This window comes from Gemmatimonadaceae bacterium (assembly GCA_020852815.1).
Classification (GTDB): domain Bacteria; phylum Gemmatimonadota; class Gemmatimonadetes; order Gemmatimonadales; family Gemmatimonadaceae; genus SCN-70-22.
This window is the reverse complement of record JADZAN010000024.1, coordinates 1-17814: the sequence shown is the minus strand read 5'-3', so window position 1 is coordinate 17814 and position 17814 is coordinate 1. Positions and strand designations below refer to the sequence as shown.

The 17814-nt window shown below is 66.5% G+C and carries 13 protein-coding genes; 9 read left to right on the top strand and 4 right to left on the bottom strand.

Features of this window, described 5'->3' with window-relative positions; genetic code table 11:
- Positions 1-5 precede the first annotated feature (5 nt).
- From IT359_13325 to IT359_13300, 6 genes are all read left to right on the top strand, one after another.
- A complete protein-coding gene (locus IT359_13325) occupies positions 6-2708 on the top strand; it encodes a site-specific DNA-methyltransferase (GenBank protein MCC6929957.1) in 2703 nt (900 codons plus the stop codon).
- Between the two features lie 60 nt (positions 2709-2768).
- Positions 2769-3515, top strand: coding sequence for a TIGR04255 family protein (locus IT359_13320; protein MCC6929956.1), 747 nt, complete (start codon positions 2769-2771; stop codon positions 3513-3515).
- The gene (locus tag IT359_13315; protein ID MCC6929955.1) at positions 3512-3940 is read left to right on the top strand and encodes a hypothetical protein; all 429 of its coding nucleotides are present in this window, start codon (positions 3512-3514) and stop codon (positions 3938-3940) included. The genes IT359_13320 and IT359_13315 overlap by 4 nt, the downstream gene beginning before the upstream one ends.
- Positions 3937-4377, top strand: a complete 441-nt coding sequence (locus IT359_13310; GenBank protein MCC6929954.1) for a hypothetical protein — start codon at positions 3937-3939, stop codon at positions 4375-4377. The genes IT359_13315 and IT359_13310 overlap by 4 nt, the downstream gene beginning before the upstream one ends.
- Positions 4378-4758: 381 nt before the next feature.
- Entirely contained in the window at positions 4759-5772 is a 1014-nt protein-coding gene (locus IT359_13305; protein ID MCC6929953.1) for a Fic family protein, read from the top strand.
- A gap of 179 nt (positions 5773-5951) precedes the next feature.
- A complete protein-coding gene (locus tag IT359_13300; protein ID MCC6929952.1) occupies positions 5952-9086 on the top strand; it encodes a hypothetical protein in 3135 nt (1044 codons plus the stop codon).
- An 84-nt stretch (positions 9087-9170) separates the two neighbouring features.
- Here the strand turns inward: IT359_13300 and IT359_13295 are convergent, their stop codons facing one another.
- Together IT359_13295 and IT359_13290 are read right to left on the bottom strand one after the other, a co-directional pair.
- Positions 9171-10343 carry a hypothetical protein gene (locus IT359_13295; GenBank protein MCC6929951.1) on the bottom strand — a complete coding sequence of 391 codons (1173 nt, stop codon included), beginning with the start codon at positions 10341-10343 and terminating at the stop codon, positions 9171-9173.
- On the bottom strand, positions 10340-11893 hold the full coding sequence (locus tag IT359_13290) for an acetolactate synthase large subunit (GenBank protein ID MCC6929950.1): 1554 nt from the start codon (positions 11891-11893) through the stop codon (positions 10340-10342). Before IT359_13290 ends, IT359_13295 begins: the two co-directional genes overlap by 4 nt.
- 563 nt (positions 11894-12456) lie before the next feature.
- Between IT359_13290 and IT359_13285 the strand changes: the two genes are divergently transcribed.
- The 3 genes from IT359_13285 to IT359_13275 all read left to right on the top strand — a co-directional run bounded on the left by IT359_13285 (position 12457) and on the right by IT359_13275 (position 15410).
- The gene (locus IT359_13285; GenBank protein MCC6929949.1) at positions 12457-13743 is read left to right on the top strand and encodes a glycosyltransferase family 4 protein; all 1287 of its coding nucleotides are present in this window, start codon (positions 12457-12459) and stop codon (positions 13741-13743) included.
- On the top strand, positions 13740-14441 hold the full coding sequence (locus tag IT359_13280; GenBank protein MCC6929948.1) for a polysaccharide deacetylase family protein: 702 nt from the start codon (positions 13740-13742) through the stop codon (positions 14439-14441). The genes IT359_13285 and IT359_13280 overlap by 4 nt, the downstream gene beginning before the upstream one ends.
- 69 nt (positions 14442-14510) lie before the next feature.
- Positions 14511-15410, top strand: a complete 900-nt coding sequence (locus IT359_13275) for a polysaccharide deacetylase family protein (GenBank protein MCC6929947.1) — start codon at positions 14511-14513, stop codon at positions 15408-15410.
- A 167-nt stretch (positions 15411-15577) separates the two neighbouring features.
- Here the strand turns inward: IT359_13275 and IT359_13270 are convergent, their stop codons facing one another.
- Complete coding sequence (locus IT359_13270) at positions 15578-16618, bottom strand: hypothetical protein (GenBank protein MCC6929946.1); 1041 nt, start codon at positions 16616-16618, stop codon at positions 15578-15580.
- Positions 16619-16875: 257 nt separating this feature from the next.
- Positions 16876-17583 carry an Ig-like domain-containing protein gene (locus IT359_13265; GenBank protein MCC6929945.1) on the bottom strand — a complete coding sequence of 236 codons (708 nt, stop codon included), beginning with the start codon at positions 17581-17583 and terminating at the stop codon, positions 16876-16878.
- Positions 17584-17814: the final 231 nt, after the last annotated feature.

Here is a 17814-nt window from a genome sequence, read left to right as displayed (position 1 = left end):
CGCGAATGCCTGCTCGCAAGAAGTCATCCGGCGCCGCCATCAAGCCCAAGGCTCCCAAGCCTGGCAGCGCCGCCGCCACGCAGAACTACTCGCACCCCACCGCCGACTCCCCGCTGCGCCCCGACGTGGGGACGCAGGCACAGTTCCGCAAGAAGAAGGCGCCGGCCACCTATCGCTACGACTCCTCGCTCTCGCCATCGCTCGACTGGGATGCGCAGAACCCGGCGCGCGAACAGGGCGAAGCGCTCATCGCCGCCATCCGCAACGCCACCTCGCTGGAAGAGGCAAGGGCCGCCGCCGACAAGCTCGCCGCGCTAGGACGCCCCTTCCTCAACTGGACCGGCAAGGGCGAGCGCCTCTCGTTCGATGTGCCCACGCTCCCGCTCTTTGTGCACGAGCGGCTGAGCACCAAGGCCATCCTGGAGAGCGTGCAGCGGCATGAACGCACGCAGCAGGCCGAGCTGGACCTGTTCAGCGACCCGCGCCACAGCGTGGTGGACCAGACGCTGCGCGCCTACGAGCATCGCGACCGCTGGGTGAACCGCATGGTGCTCGGCGATTCGCTGGTGGTGATGAACTCGCTGCTGCACTACGAGGGGCTGGGTGGGCAGGTGCAGATGATCTACATCGACCCGCCGTACGGGGTGAAGTTCGGGAGCAACTTCCAGCCGTTTGTGCGCAAGCGGGACGTGAAGCACAACGACGACGGGGACATGACGCGGGAGCCGGAGATGGTGCAGGCGTACCGCGACACGTGGGAGCTGGGGCTGCACTCGTATCTGACGTACCTGCGCGACCGGTTGCTGCTGGCGAGGGAGCTGCTCAGCCCAAGTGGGAGCGTGTTCGTGCAGATCTCGGATGAGAATCTGCACCACGTGCGGGAGTTGATGGATGAGGTGTTTGGGGCGGAGAACAGTTGCATGGTTCTGGCGTTCAAGAAGACGCAAGGCCAGACGAGCCAGCTTCCTGCAACCGTCAATGACTATCTCCTCTGGTACTCCAAGGACTTCGACTCCATCAGGTATCGCTCCGTCTTTGTCGACCGAGACCCATTCGAGAATCCGAACGAACGTTACATCTGTGTGGAGACCACCGATGGTGAGGTTATCGACCTAACGGTTCGACAGAAGCTGAGGCTCGACCCGATTCCCGAAGGCAGAATCCTAAAGTTGAATGACCTGTCTTCACAAACAGGAAGCGAGAACTCTCGCTTCCCGATTGAGTTAGGCGGAAAGACGTTCTATCCGCCCGGTGCTCGAGGTTGGTCGACCTCGAGGGAGGGGATTGAACGATTGCGGGAAGCAGGACGGCTTCATGCGGTCGGCAAGTCCCTGATGTATAAGGCATATCGTGACGAGTTTCCCTTTCGCGAGATCAACTCGTATTGGCCCGACGCGAAACTGACGGGCTTTGGTGAGACGCGCTACTACGTGGTTCAAACGGCGACGTCCATCATTGAGCGCTGCCTCCTGATGACCACCGACCCCGGCGACCTCGTCCTCGACCCCACCTGCGGCTCGGGCACCACCGCCTACGTCGCCGAGCAATGGGGGCGCCGCTGGATCACCATCGACACCTCGCGCGTCCCGCTCGCCCTCGCTCGGCAGCGCCTCCTCACCGCCACCTACCCCTGGTACGAACTCAAGGACGACGCGCGCGGCCCGGCCGGCGGCTTCACCTACAAGCGCAAGCAGAACAGCAAGGGTGAGGAGGTGGGCGGCATCGTTCCGCACATCACCCTCAAGTCCATCGCCAACAACGAACCGCCGGCGCAGGAAGTCCTCGTCGATCGCCCTGAAGAGAAGAAAGGGATCACGCGCGTGAGCGGCCCCTTCGTCTTCGAGGCCACCATCCCCACCCCGGTCGACTGGGAAGGGGATGGCATCGAGGACTCCGGCCTGCCTAACGTGGCCGAGTCGCACGGGTCGTTCGTGGAGCGCATGCTGGAGGTGCTGCGCAAGAGCCCCGTGTTGCGGCTGGCGGGGAACCAGTCGGCCACGCTCACGCAGATCCGGCCGCCCCGTTCCAAGGTCATCTCGGCGGAAGCCAAGGCCGATGGACAGGACGTCGCCATCGTCTTCGGCCCTGAGAGCGGTGCCATCAGTGAGAAGCTCGTGTACGAGGCCGCGCGCGAGGCCAACGCCAAGCACTACACGCACCTCTACGTCATCGGCTTCGCCATCCAGCCGCACGCGCGCGAGCTGGTGGAGCACTGCGAGGACGTCACCGGGATCCCCGCCACCTATGTGCAGGCCACGCCCGACGTGATGATGGGCGACCTGCTCAAGAACATGCGCTCGTCGCAGATCTTCTCCGTCTGCGGGCTCCCCGAGGTGGTGCTGCGCAAAGCCGCCAAGCAGAAGGCCGGCGAGCCCACCCAGTACGAGGTCGAGTTCCGCGGCCTCGACGTCTTCGACCCCGTCACCATGGAGCTCGACCGCCGCGACGGCGACGATGTGCCGGCGTGGCTGCTCGACACCAACTACAACGAGCTGTCATTCCACGTGGACCAGGCCTTCTTCCCGCGCACCAGCGCCTGGGACAACCTCAAGCGCGCGCTCAAGGGGACGTATGACGACGCGGTGTGGGAGCACCTGGCGGGGACGGTGAGCGCGCCCTTTGTGCCGGGGGCGACGGGGAAGGTGGCGGTGAAGGTTATTGATGATCGGGGGAATGAACTGATGGTGGTGCGGGAGGTGGAGAAGTGAGTGTTGCGGCACTCTGCGGCCGAGTTGGCACCACAGCGCCACTCTCGTACGTTTGTTCACATGGCTGATTACGAGACGCTGCCTCACGCTCCGCTGACCGAGGCGCTGATCGACTTCGGCGTGTCGGCGGAATTCCCGATCGACCTGGACGCACTCAGCCAGTTCGGAGAGCGCATCGCGAATCGGTATCCCGGCAGGACGATCATGCACGCCGTCCGCTCAGAGTTCGCACTCACCCCAACCGGGGTCGTTCCACGGCCCGGAGGAACGAGTGCGACTCAAAACGGGTACCGGTTTCAGAGCGCAGACGCAACACAGGTCGTGCAGGCTCGAACGGATGGAATCGCGATCAGTCGCCTTCGACCGTATCGCGACTGGGGGTCCCTGGTTGCCGAAGCGCGCGACATATGGGAAGCGTATGCGGAGGCCACCGGTGTGCCACACGTTTCCCGTCTTGCTCTGCGCTACATCAACCGAATCGAGGTTCCGCTGCCGTTCTCGGACTTCAAGGAGTACTTCCTGACCATTCCCGAGGTCGGGACCGGGATTCCGCAGGGATTGGCCGCCTTCTTCATGCGTTTGACCATCCCGTTCGAGCAAATCGGCGCCGTCGCGATCATCAATCAGACGATCGATGTGAGCGTTGACCCAAGGGACCGCCTACCGGTGATCTTCGACATCGAATTGAATCGCATAGGAAAGGTCGAAGGCGCCGAAATCTGGCGCATGTTGGAATCGCTCCGTGCCGCGAAGAACCAAGTCTTCTTCCGCAGTCTCACCCCCAAGTGTCTCGAGCTCTTTCGATGAGCACTGTCTCGCTCGCCGCCCCGCCTGCCTACGTTGCCTCGTACCCCGACTTCGCCGTTGGACCCGAGTCGGCGCTGATTCGCATGCAGTTGCGGCTAGCCGACGCGCAGTACAACGCAGCGGTGTCGCGGACTCCACTCGATGCACTGTTCGCAGACCTGGCCGCAACGTGGAAGGCGGACACGGTGTGTTCCTCGTCGCTTTCGGACATCGTGCTCCACCCTGCCTATCAGCGCATCATCGGTCTCGGGCCGGCTGTCATCCCGCTGATCGCGGAAGCACTGCGAGACGAGCCGCATTTCTGGTTTGATGCGCTCACGGCCCTCACCGGGGCGGATCCGGTGACGGACGCGCACCGTGGGAGCCTCATCGACATGACCGCTGACTGGCTCGCGTGGCTCGCTCAGCGTGGGTATGGCGCGTGAGTGCGGAGGATGTCAGCAAGACCTTTCCGGGTCTCGCGACGTCGGCCTTCGCGATTACCAGTCCCGCAACTCCTCAGTACAACTGCATCGCCTGGGCAGTAGGCGACAATACCAGATTCTGGTGGCCGGCGCGCTCCGGCTACTGGCCAGAGGGACTTGAGCGCCTGGAGACGGTCGAGGCGTTTTGCGCGATGCTCGCCGCCCATGGATATCAAGAGTGCGCTTCCGACGCGCTGGAACCCGACAGCGAGAAGGTCGCGCTCTTCGTCAACGCGAGGGGGATGCCGACACACGCGGCCAGACAGCTCCGGAGCGGTATGTGGACCAGCAAGCTCGGGCAGCACGTCGACATCGCCCATGAGCTTCGCGGACTCGAGGGCAAGGTGTATGGCCGCGTTCAACTCGTGTTCTCGCGACCACGAGCCGGCACACCGTAGCGCGCGGTGAATGCCAGACCGTTGGATCGAACGCGGCGCCTGTTTCGCCACGATCGAGCGCCTCTGCTGCCGGGGGGGCAGGTGAAGGTGACTGATGATCGGGGGAGTGAATCTGTGGCGGTGCGAGAGATGGAGAAAAATTGAACGCGGGCAGGGTTGATTAAAATTTCGACCGTTGAATTTTAAGATACGCCTCCTGCGTTAAAGATTTCTGCACCTCGCCCTCCTCTGAAAATCAGGCGCCAAGTGATTGCACTGGAAAGGTTTGGCAAATCGAGCCCGGGACAGCTGGTTCCGCTGACGGGGTTTCCTGACCTCAGCGCGGCCTTTCTGCCGGATTTCCTTCCGCCGACATGGGAGTGGCCGGCCGATCTGTGGCCAATGCTCCTCGAAGCCCGGACGGCCCTGGCGCGACTGGATGGCGTGGGTAAGCACCTCCCCAACCCCACGCTCCTGATGCGACCGCTGCAGCGCCGCGAGGCGCTGCGGTCCTCCAGCCTCGAGGGGACCTATACCGAGCCCGAGGAGCAGGTGCTCTTCGACCTGGAGCCAACGATCCCCGCGCGCGAGACCGACCGAGAGAACCCACTGCGGGAGGTCTTCAACTATGCGCGCGCGCTGCAGCTTCGCGGCAGCGGTACCGACCGGCTCCCTCTCTCGCGACACCTCATCCGCCAGCTGCATCACACGCTGATGGACGGCGTGCGCGGTTCGGACCAGAACCCCGGTCAGTTTCGCACCCGACAAAACCAGATCGGGAAGCCCGCTCGCTTCGTTCCCCCGCCACCGCACCAGTTGGGAGATCTGCTCGAGAACTTCGAGCACTTCCTCCAGCAACCGCGCCAGCGCGATCCCCTCGTCGACGCCTTCCTTGCCCACTATCAGTTCGAGACCATCCACCCATTCATGGATGGGAACGGACGAGTGGGGCGACTGCTACTCGCGTTATGCATCGAGGAATGGTGCCAGCTCTCGGGACAGTGGCTCTACATGAGCGCCTACTTCGACCGCAACAAGGACACCTACATGGATCTTTTGCTCCGCGTCAGCACCGATGGCGCGTGGGCAGACTGGATCGGCTTCTGCCTACGCGGGGTGAAGGAACAGGCCGACGATGCCATGCGGCGATGTGATCGATTGCTGGCGCTGCAGAAGGACTTCGCAGAGCGGCTTTCTGCTGCCGCGGCGATGAAGATGCTAGCGCTCGTTGATTCGCTGTTCATCGCGCCGGCGGTGCGCGTAGCCGACGCCCAGCGAATCCTCAACATCTCGTTTCCAACGGCGCAGAAGTACCTGAATCACCTGACCGCGCTCGGCATCCTGACCAAGCGTGCGGGCGTGTCCCCCATGTCGTACATCAGCAAGCCAATCCTCGACGTCACGTACGAAGATTGAGCGGGTACACTGGACAACAAACTGCCCGTCACCGAGGCTAGGCCCGAGTAAACTCGGACACACGGCATGAAGCCGACTTTCGCCTCGATCAACGGGCAGCAGCAGTTGTAGGTACGACTCACTACCTGTGGAAAGCGTAACAGGCGCCGGTTGCGCCGTCAAGCTGAGCAGAAGAGACCATGTCCTTCGAAGTCGCCCAACCCATCCAGAATCCGCCCTACGATGAACCGTCGAAGTACTGGTTCATCCAGGAGGGCGCCACGCCGCAACTCAAGGACGGCCGCCGCCCCGCCATGGTCTTCCAGCCGCGTGACCAGCGCGACCCATGGGAGGACGACGGCATCATCCGCAAGCTGAGCGAGTACGAACGCGGCTACGAACTCGTCCTCGTCAACATCATCCGCGAGAGCGTGCGCCGCTGGCGCGCCGAGGATTACCCGGGGGTCACGCGCACCACGTACGACCTGCTGCAACATTGGCGCTCCCCCGACCGGCGGACACGCCTCTTCTTTGCGCAGTTGGAGGCCGCCGAGACGGTGATCTTCCTCAAGGAGGCACGGTCGGACTTCCTGCAAGGCATCGACGTGCCGCGCGAGGAAGTCTCGGAGGAGCAGCGCGCCAAGGGCATCACCGGCTTCGAGCGCCTGGCCTGCAAGATGGCGACCGGCTCGGGGAAGTCGACGGTGATGGCGATGCTTGCGGCGTGGAGCATCCTCAACAAGGTGAACGACCGCGCCGACGGACGATTCAGCGACGTGGTCCTCATCGTCACTCCCAACCTGACGATCCGCGATCGCCTTCGCGAACTCGATCCGCTCGCCGGCGAGGCATCGCTCTATCGCACGCGCGACCTCGTGCCGGCGCACCTCATGCCGCTCCTGGCCCGCGGCCGCGTGCTGGTGACCAACTGGCACGTGCTGGCAACGCAGGCGCCGGCTGGCACCGGGGGCGTGTCGTCCCGCGTGGTGCGCGCGGGGGTCGCCGAGGTGCGCCAGGAGAAGATCATCATCGGCGAGCGAACGACCACGGCGCGTGGTTCTCGCTACATGACGCTCGAGGCGTTCGAGGCACACGTTGCCTCTGGCGGCGTGGAGGTCATCGGTGAACCGGAGTTGCATCCCGATGGCACGCTCAAGTCGGTTCGCATTCGCTCGACAGAGTACGTCGAGAGTGACACGGCCTTCGTGAAGCGCGTACTGGGGCGCGCCGTGGGCGGGAAGCAGAACATCCTCGTCATGAACGACGAGGCGCACCACGCCTATCGCATCCGACGCCCTGATCCCGACGGTGAGGAACAGGACCTGCTTGGCGAAGGTGACGACGAGGACTTCTTCAAGGAAGCAACGGTCTGGATCGAGGGGCTCGACAAGATCCATAAGCTGCGCGGGATCAACTTCTGCCTCGACCTCTCGGCGACGCCCTACTTCCTGGGGCGCGTGGGGCAGCTGACGGCCCGCCCCTTCCCCTGGGTCGTGAGCGAGTTCGGCTTGATCGACGCCATCGAGAGCGGGCTGGTGAAGATCCCGCAGCTCGCGCTGCGTGACACGAGCGGGCTCGATCGCGCGAAGTATTTCAATCTCTGGCGCTTCATCACCGACCAGCTCACATCCGCCGAGCGGGGGAGCAAGAAGGGAAGCCCCAAGCCGGAGGCGATCCTCAAGCACGCCGACGTACCGCTGACCCTCATGGCGGGGAGCTACGCGGAGGAATGCGACCGGTGGACCACGGCGGGGATCGAGCGCCCGCCGGTCTTCATCCTCGTCTGCAAGAACACGCGGATTGCCGGCGCCGCGTATGAATGGCTCGCCAGCGGCAACGCCCCGCCAGGCGTGCCGCAGTCGTCGTTGGAATTCTTTCGCAACCGCGATGGCGTCGTGAACACGATCCGCGTCGACACCAAGGTGGTGGACGAGGTGGAGATGGACGGCGCCAAGGGCGACGAGGTGCGATGGATGCGCTTCACGCTCGATACCATTGGCAAGCGCGAGTGGCCACGCGACAGCCAGGGGAGGCCGCTGTATCCCGATGGCTTCGAGGCACTCGCGCACAAGCTCGAGCGACCACTCGAAGCGCCTGGACGCGACGTACGCTGCATCGTGAGCGTCGGCATGCTCACCGAAGGGTGGGACGCCAACACCGTGACGCATATCGTGGGATTGCGCCCGTTCATGTCGCAGCTCCTGTGCGAGCAGGTGGTGGGGCGTGGGCTACGGCGCGTGTCGTACGAGCCCGGCGACGATGGACTGCTGCCAGAGGAAGTCGCGCAGGTGCTGGGTGTGCCGTTCGAGGTGATCCCATTCAAGGCGACGGCCGGAGCACCAGCACCTCAACCCACCAGGCGAACGCACGTATACGCACTCCCCGATCGGGCTGCGTTCGAGATTCGGTTCCCGCGCGTGGAGTGGTACCGCCAGGTGATCCAGCGGAAGATCGTCGTCGACTGGGACGCAGTGGCGCCGCTGGTGCTGGACCCGATGCGCATTCCGCCGGCGGCGGTCATGCGAACCTTCATACCAAACACGGCAGGTGTCCCGTCGACGTTTGGCGTGGGCACCGTGAAGGAGATCACGCTCGCGAGCTATCGCGCTTCGCAGCGACTGCAAAGCCGGATGTTCGCGCTTGCCCGCGACCTCACACGCACCTATCTCAGCGCCGACCCCAGCAAGGCCCCCGCACACGAGCTCTTTCCGCAGATGTACCACATCGTGGAGGAGTTCGTGCAGACGCGCATCGAAGCGCAGGGGGAGTACGAGGCGGAAGACGCCTTCCTCGGCTCCTTCTACTCCGACATGCGCTCGCGCCTCCTCGATGGCATTCGTCCCGAAGTCGCGGAGGGTGAGCCAATGGAACTGCCGCGCTATGTCGCGGGGCGCGAGGAGGGATCGACCGCCGATGTGGACTTCTGGAGCAGCAAGCCTACCTTCGCGGTGCAGCACAGCCACGTGAACTTCGTCGTCGCCGACACCACGAAGTGGGAGCAGGCCGCGGCGCAGCGCTTCGACCAGCATCATCTGGTGCGCGCATTCGTGAAGAACTCAGGACTCGGCTTCGCGATTCCGTATCAGCTCGACGGACAGTCGCACGAGTTCTGGCCCGACTTCATCCTGCGGCTCAATACCGATCCCGTTGCGCACCTGATCCTGGAGACCAAGGGCTACGACCCGCTGGACGAGGTGAAGGAGGCCGCCGCGCAACGCTGGGTGAAGGCGGTCAACGCCGACGGGAGGTATGGGCGATGGGCGTTCCGCATGGCGCGGAACCCGAACGACATTCCGCAGGTGCTCGCGTTGGCAGAGTTGGGGGAGCTGGGGTGAGCGATGTTTGATCTCGAGAGTGAGTTGGTGCGGCGTGTTGAACCGACGAGACACTGCGCGCGCCGCGCCCCCGCCACCCTCCCCTCACAGCACCCCCACCCCCGCCAATTCCACCAACGCCCCCGAACATCCCACCCCCACCAGTCGCGAGCGCATGCGCGCCACATCCTGCGGCGAAACTCGTTCGGTGTGCGCCGCCGCGTTGCGAAGCTCACCCACGTCGCGCAGAATCGCCGGGAGCGAGCCGGCAAACCACGAGCCGTTGCGCAGGTGGTCGCGTAGCCACGTCGCACGCGCACCATCGGAGCCTATCGCCTCTGCCAACACGCCAAGTGTCCAGTTGCCGCCGTCGCTCAGGTCGCGTGTGACCCCGTCGACATTGTGCCACCGCAGCGACTCCGGCGCGCGCAGCAACGCCTGACGGAGCACGCGATTGACCTGCAGCTCCAGCGCACGCGCCAGGTTGACGGCCACGGGCGACAGGTCGAACGCCGCGTCTCGATGGTGCGCGCGAAAGATCTGTTCCGCCGAGGCAATGAAGCAGCGCGCTGCGGGATCGGTCGCATTCCACAACACCGCCCCGAACCGATGGTCGCGGAGCTCGCCCTGCATCGCCGCGTTTCCCCCCTGCTCCGCATCGAACTCGGCCCAGAAGCGTCCGTCGGTGTAGCGCTCGCGGAAGTCCGGATCGAACCAGCGCACGTCGTCGTCACGCCACACGAGCAGCGGGAGATCCACCATGCCGCCGTACAGCGACACCGGGCGGTCGTGGTAGCGCGCATTCCGCAACTGCTTGAGTTCACTGATGACGGCCAGCGTGTCCTCGGAGACTACACGACGAATGTCGAACAGCTTGAACCAGCAATCGCACGCGAGCCGATTACGCCGATAGTACTCGGGCACATGTTCCTGCTCGTCGTCCTCCAGCACGTCGTCGGCCGTGATCTCGGCGACGTGGGCCACGTACAACGAGCGATAGTCGGTGAGGTAGAGGTGGAGTTCGCGTGCGCGCTCGTGCTGCAGTGCGGCGTCGAGCGCGAGAATCTGGTCGAGGTGCGCCAGCGGCTGCTGCCGGTTGCTGGAGCGCACCTTTCCCCACCACACGTACACCTCGCCGTCATCACCGGAGGCGCCGCTCGACCGATACGTGCGCGCATGCTGCAACAGCACCTGGAGGTGCTGTGACATGGCATCGGCGTCGTAGCTCGGATTCCAGACGCCGAGCAGGTGCTGCGCGCGCGGAGCCGTGGGTGTCATTCCACGATCATCGCCTCGATCACCTGCGGCCCAGGGGTCGCGTACGACCGTTGCAGCGCCTCGCCCAGCCCCTCCGCCGTCGTCACCTGCACCGCCGGAACGCCGAGTGATCCCGCCAGCTGCACGAAGTCGATGGGCGGCGTGGAGAGGTCGGTGAGGGAACGGGCGCGCGCGGCGTCGGTCAGCTGCAATCGCATCAGCTCGTACTCCAGGATGCGATACCGGCGATTGGCGAGGATGATCGTCGTCACATCGACGCCCTCGCGCGCCAGCGACCACAGCGCCTGCGGCGTGTACATCGCACTACCATCCGCCTGCAGGTTCACCACGCGCCGGCCGGGGCACGCCATGGCGGCGCCCAGCGCCATCGGCATGCCAAGCCCCAGCGACCCGCCAGTGAGGTCGAGCCAGTCGTGCGGCGCCGCCCCGGCGGTGGCGGCCAACGACGGAAAGCGATTCGTGATGGCCTCGTCGCACACGATGGCCCCGGACGGGAGCGTGGCGGCAAGGGTCTGCGCGAAGGTGGCCGGCGTGATGGCGCCGCTGGCCACCGGCGGGACGGCGCGCGCCACTCGCGGCGCGGCGCCCCCTTCGGCGCCACAGGCGACCACCAGCGCATCGAGCGCCGCCACGACGTCGTCGCTCCCGGTGGCCAGCACATGCACGCTGCACCCCTCGGGCACCAGTCGCCCCGGAAGTCCCGGGTAGGCGAAGAAGGCCACCGGCGCCGGTGCGTCCACGAGGATGAGATGCCGCACTCCAGCGAGCAATTGCAGCACCATTTCCGGGAAGTAGGGGAGCCGCTCGGTGGCCACACTCCCGGCGCCGCGCGGGGCGATGGCGGAGAAGGGCGCGCTGCACAACCTGGCCCCGGTTGCGGCAGCCACGCGTCCGGCGCGCTCGGCGTTGGCGGGCGACACCGCGCGTCCACCCAGGAGGATCACCGCCGGTTCACCTGAACGCAGCACCTGCGCCACGCCATCGATCGTTGCGTCTGACGGAGCAGTCCCGGCATAAACAGCCGGTGCCCGGGCTGCCGCGCGCAGCGCCGCCTCTCCCCTCGCATCCTCCACCACGCCCCACGCCGCATCCGCGGGGACGATGAGTGTCGCGATCGCCCCCGGCGGCCCCAGCGACGCCGCCACGGCGCGCGCCCCTGCTCCCGCCATCGCCTCGGCCGTCGCGACCGTCTCCACCCACGCCGACGACGCGCGCGCCAGTGCCGGGAGATCGCTGTGCAGCGGCGGGTCGTTGGCCAGGTGATACGTGGCGTGGTCGCCGACGATGTTCACCACCGGCGTCGCCGAGCGTCGCGCGTTATGCAGGTTGGACAGCGCGTTCGCCAATCCGGGCCCGAGATGAAGCAGCGTACTCGCCGCCCGCCCCGTCATCCGCCCCCATCCATCGGCGGCCCCACTCGCCACACCCTCGTGCAACGTGAGGACCGAGCGCATGGCAGGCGCTGCATCGAGCGCCTTGACCAGGTGCATTTCCGACGTGCCCGGGTTGGCCAGGCACAGCTCCACGCCGGCCTGGGCGAGGGAGCGCATGAGGAGATCGGCGCCTTGCATTTCTTTGAGAAGACGAGAGGACGAGAAGACGAGAAGACGAGGTCCTTTCCCCAGCGGAGGCTGGCGCCCAGCCTCTCCCCAGCGAGAGCTGGGGTCCAGCCTTTCCCCAGCGAAGGCTGGGGTCCAATCCTCTCCCCAGCGAAAGCTGGGGCCCAATCCTCTCCCCAGCGAAAGCTGGGGTCCAGCCTCTCCCCAGCGAAAAAGCTGGCGCCCAATCCTCTCCCCAGCGAAAGCTGGGGCCCAGCCTCTCCCCAGCGAAAGCTGGGGTCCAGCCTTTCCCCAGCGAAAGCTGGGGCCCAGCCTTTCCCCAGCGAAGGCTGGCGCCCAGCCTCTCCCCAGCGAAAGCTGGGGTCCAATCCTCTCCCCAGCGAAGGCTGGGGTCCATTTCGGAATGCTACGGGACGCGGGACCAAGGCGATAGCGGACAACGGCTGACCTTCGGCACGCGGGGCTGTCATCTGCCGTCTAGGCGAGACGCGATAGCGTCGACGCGATCGCGTCACCATCGACTGCCGGTCACGACGCACTGCCGGCACGGGGCGATGGAACGCCTAGCCCTCGACCGCGTGTCCCTTCTCTACGCTTCGCTTCACGACGCTCCGCCTCTCGAAACCTCTCCGCTCGACGCTCCCCTTCCCGTCCCCGACTACGCCTCGCGCGCCGACATCCTGGGACACGCCGAACGTCGTCCGCTGGACCGGCGAGCCGCATCACCGCGCATCGCGATGGTGTCGGAGTACTACTACCCGCACCTGGGCGGCGTGACCGAGCATGTGCACTACCTCTCGCGTGAACTGCGACGCATGGGATGCCACGTCGACGTCGTCACCTCGACCATCGACGCGTCTGACGATCGCTCGCATGTGATTCGCGTGGGGCGCTCGCTCCCCGTCCGCTGCAACGCGTCGATGGCACGACTCACCATGGCGTGGCGGCTGCGCGACCGGTTGCGCGCGCTGTTTCGCGAGCAGCGCTACGACCTCGTGCACGTGCACTGTCCGCTGGCGCCAACGCTTCCCCTGGCCGCCGTCGACGCCGCGCAGGTGCCGGTGGTCGGGACGTTCCACACCTGGTTCCCCAGCTCGCGCGTCTACGAGCGCGGGCGCCCGTTCTTCCAGCGCCGGCTCGACAAACTCGACGTTGCGGTCGCGGTATCGCCAGCTGCAGCGGAAGCGCATGGGCGCTACTTTGACGCCGAGTGGGAGATCATCCCCAACGGCATCGACACGCACGAGTTCCGCCCGGCGCTGCCACGACCGGCATGCTTCGACGCGGACACGCCGACCATCCTCTTCGTCGGGCGCTTCGACCCGCGCAATGAACTGGGGATGCTGATCGACGCGCTCCCGCTGGTGCAGCGCGACATCCCGTCGGCGCGACTGGTGATTGTCGGCGATGGTGCGCTCAGGCGTCATTACCGCGCGCGTGCCGGCGCCAATCCGTCCATTCACTTCGCGGAGTCGCAAGTGGCCGAGCGGGGTGCGTACTACTCGGCGGCCACGGTGTACGCCTGCCCCACCACGCGCGCGTCGTTCGGCGTCACGCTGCTGGAGGCCATGGCCGCGGGGACGCCGATCGTCTGCACCGACCTTCCCGGCTTTCGCAGCGTCGTCACCCCTGGGCGCGAGGCAATCATGCACCCGGCGCACGACGTGAACGCGCTCGCCCAGGCGCTCGTACTCGTCCTGCGCGATGCGTCGCTGCGCGCGCGGCTATCGGCACATGGGCTGCGGCGCGCGCACGACTTCCGCTGGTCGGTGGTCGCCACGCAGGTGCTGGGCGCGTATGCGCGCGCTGGCTGCAACATCGATGTGGAGCAGGTGGCGTGACACCCACGATCGCAATGCTCGCATCGCTCACCCCCATCGCCCTGGCCGGTGCCGGGAGCTACGCCGCCCTGCACCGCAACAGCAACCTCTTTGGCCGCGTTCTGTCGCGCCTTCCCGGCGACGGGCTGCGCGTGGCGCTCACCTTCGACGATGGCCCCAACGTGTGGGCGACCCCTCGCATCCTCGACACGCTCGCCGAGTATGACGTCCCCGCGACCTTCTTCCTCCTGGGGCGTCATGCGGAGCGATGGCCTGCGCTCGTGCGCCGCATTGTCGCCGAGGGACACCAGGTGGCGAACCACGGCTTTGCGCACCGCCGGCTGCATCTCGCCGGCCCCAACCGCGCCACCGCCGACCTTTCGGCCGGGACGCGAGCCATTGTCGATGCCTGTGGCGTGGCGCCGCGCCACTTTCGCGCGCCACACGGCTTCCGCTCGCCATTCGTGGCGCCGGCGGCGCACCGTCTGGGGCAACGCTGCGTGGGATGGTCACTCGGCGTGTGGGACAGCGGCCGCCCCGGCGTGCACGAGATCGCGCGTCGCACCGTGGGCGGAGTGCGAGGCGGGAGCATCGTCCTGCTCCATGACGGTGACGGCTACGACCCCCTGGGTGATCGCACACAGACGGCCGGCGCGCTGGCACGCATCGTTCCCGAACTCCTCGCGCGCGGCTACGCGTTCGAGGGGCTTCCTGTGTAAGATCCCGTCGGTCGAATCTGCGGCCGTTGTTGCGTTCCCTTCGTCGTACTGTCTGTCGTCATCTCTGTCATGATTCCTGCCGTCTTGCCCGTGCTGTTCCCGCTCCTGGCTACCGCTGCGACGGATCCCGATCGCCACTTTGCCCCAGCCGCTGTCACGCACGCCGCGCCAGGCGTGTCGCCCGTTGCGTCGCCATGGTCGACTAACGTCGAGCAGCAGGCGCGGGTCCCCGACTCGCTCCGCGTCCCGATTCTCGTCTATCACAACATCCAGTCGGCGGCCGAAGGGCGCGCGGTGCGCGGCGCCGACCTCACCATGCGTCCCGAGGTGTTCGCGGCGCAGATGCAGTACCTCAAGGCGCACCAGATTCCGGTCGTCTCCTTCACGGCGCTGGTCGAGGCGCTGGAAGGGAAGCGCACGCTCCCGCCAAGGGCGGTCGTGATCACCTTCGACGACGGGCGCGTGAACCAGTTGCAGAACGCCGTTCCCCTCCTCAGGAAGCTAGGCTTCACCGCGACGTTCTTCCCGTTCACCCATGCGATGGACCGGAACCCGCGTTACTTCACCTGGGCGCAGCTCCGCGAGCTGCAAAAGGAGGGGTTCACCATCGGGTCACACACGTCGTTGCACGTGCGCGTGGACAAGATGAAGGACGCCAGGCAGATGCATGAGGAGGTGACCGGCAGCCGCGAGGCGCTGCAGAAGAACCTGGGCACCAGCGCCACCGAATACTTCTCCTATCCCTTCGGCGCCCTGGCCGCCGCCGGCGACTCGGCGACACGGACCGCTGGATACCGCGCGGCGCGCGCCTACACGGGCGGGCCGTGGAACTCGATCCAGAACCGGTGGCGGCTCAAGGCCGTGCCGATGACCGAGAACATGAAGCGCTTCGTCCAGGTCGTGGATCCGGAGAGCGCCGAGGCGCGCGCGGGCGCGACACGCGCCGCCCGGCCGGCCGGTAAGCGTTAGGCACCAGGCGTCACGGGCGCGCGCGAAACGCCCCTCGCCGGAACGGCCGGCGAGGGGCGTCGTGCTGCGCAGGTACCACGGATTCCACGGGTACCACGGGTCCTGGCGGTCCAACAGGCGCTACGCGATCCGGCGGGCGCGCCAGAATTGCACCTGACGAGCGTCGCCTACGGGCAGACCGGGCGGCCGCGCGGGAGCGCCATCGTGCACGTCTTGGTGTCGCCGTTGATCGTGATCACCACCTTGGCCGTGGCGCTGCCGTCGTAGGTGATCACTTCCTTGCGCGAAGCCGTGGTGGCCGCCGAGCCCGCGAAGGTGACCGACGCGTTCATCACGCGGATCACCGTGCCGGCCGTCGGATACGTCGGCTTGCCGTCGACGATCGGGACCTCGACCCCCCGGCTCGTGTCGGCGGCGACGCGCTTGGCGGTGAAGTTCCCCTTGCTCGACGTCCCGGTGGTCGACTCCTCGCCCTGCGACGTGCCGTTCACCGTGCGTTTCGTGCTCCCGGTGGCGAGCCCGGTCACCGTGCGGTCGCTGACGTGGTTGAGCGTCGTGTTCGCGGTGAGCACCGTCGTCGAGTCGCCAATCAGGTGCCCGAAGTGCGGCGGCCCCTTGCGCCCTTCCCACGACGCCCGGGTGGAGTCGCGCACGAACGAGATGGTCCCCGCCACGGTCGACTTCACCTGCACCGAGTTGGTGGTCCCTGTATCCAGCGCCGACTGTACCGTGCCGGCGGCGGTCTTGTACTGGATCTGCTGGTTGAACGTGATGCCGTTGCTGGTGACGGGCGTGCAGACAAACCATCCCGTGCCGGCGTTGAACGCTCCCTCGCACGTCCTGGCGCCGCCGAACTTTCCGCCGAACGGACCACGCCGCCCGCCGCCGCCCATCGAGGCGTTGGCCGCAATGCCGCCCGCGAAGGCATCACCGAGCCCACCCCCCATCAACCCCTCGCGACCAAAGGCTTGTCCCCGCGGACCAGGAAGCCACAGCGACGACATGCCGTCGGTGTCGCCGGCGTAACTCGACGCGTTGTTGCTGAAACCGACCGGAACGGTGCTGAACGCCGCCGTCAGCGACTGGCTGATCGACGTGTCATCCGAACTCGTGCCGAGGAACTCGGCGCACGCCGTTACGCCAAGCAGCACTGCCGCGGCCGCAACGACACGCACCGGTCGTAATGAGAGAACGGTGGAGCGGAACATGAGGTGAAGTCTCCAAGACAGGGTGTCGTACCGGGGTGGGGGATACGCCGGTCCCTACCCAACGGACACGCACCTGGTACAAGACCCCCACAAGCGCTCGGGGGCGCCGCAATCACCGCGGCGCCCCACAGCTTTCCCGCCGCGATACCGCGGATACCACGCGGCTACCCGGCGGCTACCCGGCGGCTACCCCGCGGCTCGTCGCCCCCGTGCTCGCATCACCGGCACGACGCGATGACCGCTCCTGCAACGGGCCGCTAGATCGCCGTGACGGTGAAGGTCGCCGCGGGAAGGCTTCCGCTCGTCGCCTTCACGGTATACGTCCCCGGCGCGGCACCGACGGTGAGTGTGATGGTGGCCAGCCCGGCCGTGTTGCTCGTGCTCGTGGCCGCGCTCAGCGTCCCGCCGGAGCTGGTGACCTCCCACGAGACCGTCGCGTTCGAGACCGCATTCCCATACTGGTCGGTCACCTTCACCACGAGCCCGACCCCGGCGTTCACCAGCGCTGCCGCGTTGTCTCCCGCGAACTTCACCAGCCCCGACGCCGGCCCGGCGACGATGGTCTGCGTAAACTTGAGTCCGGCGAGCGACCCCGCCGTCGCCGTCACCTCCGCCTTTCCCGCCACCTGGCCGGCGTTGAAAACGATCGAGGCCAGCCCATTGGCGTCGGTCAGGCTCGTCGAGGAGGGGAGGGTCCCGCTCGTCCCCGTCTCCAGCGACCAAGTCACCGTCTGCCCCAGCATCGGCGACCCATTCTGCGCCACGACCTTCACCACCATCGGCGCGACGAGCGACGTCCCCGCCGCCACCGACTGCGAGTCACCGCTCACGCGGGTGATCTTGCCGGGGATGGATGGGGAACTGGCGTCGCTCCCATTGCACGCCGCGGCGGCGGCCAGGAGCAGGGCGATGGCGGGAATCCCGCGGAGGGCCCGAGACGGGCGAAGTGCGCGTAGTGCGGTCATGGCAGGAAGATGGTCCGGCAGGCAACGGTGGCGACCCACTCCCCCGTCAGCCCTGCGGGGAATCGAGCCGCCACCACAAACATAAGCCGAGGAGGCGCCTGGGGACGCCAGGGGACGCTACATGATCGTCCCCGGTTTCTTCTTCCCGATGACCCCGTCGACCTTGCTGGCCTGCAGCAGCTTGTTGAACGCCGCGATGTCGACCGTCTCGATCTGGTCCACCTCGCTCCG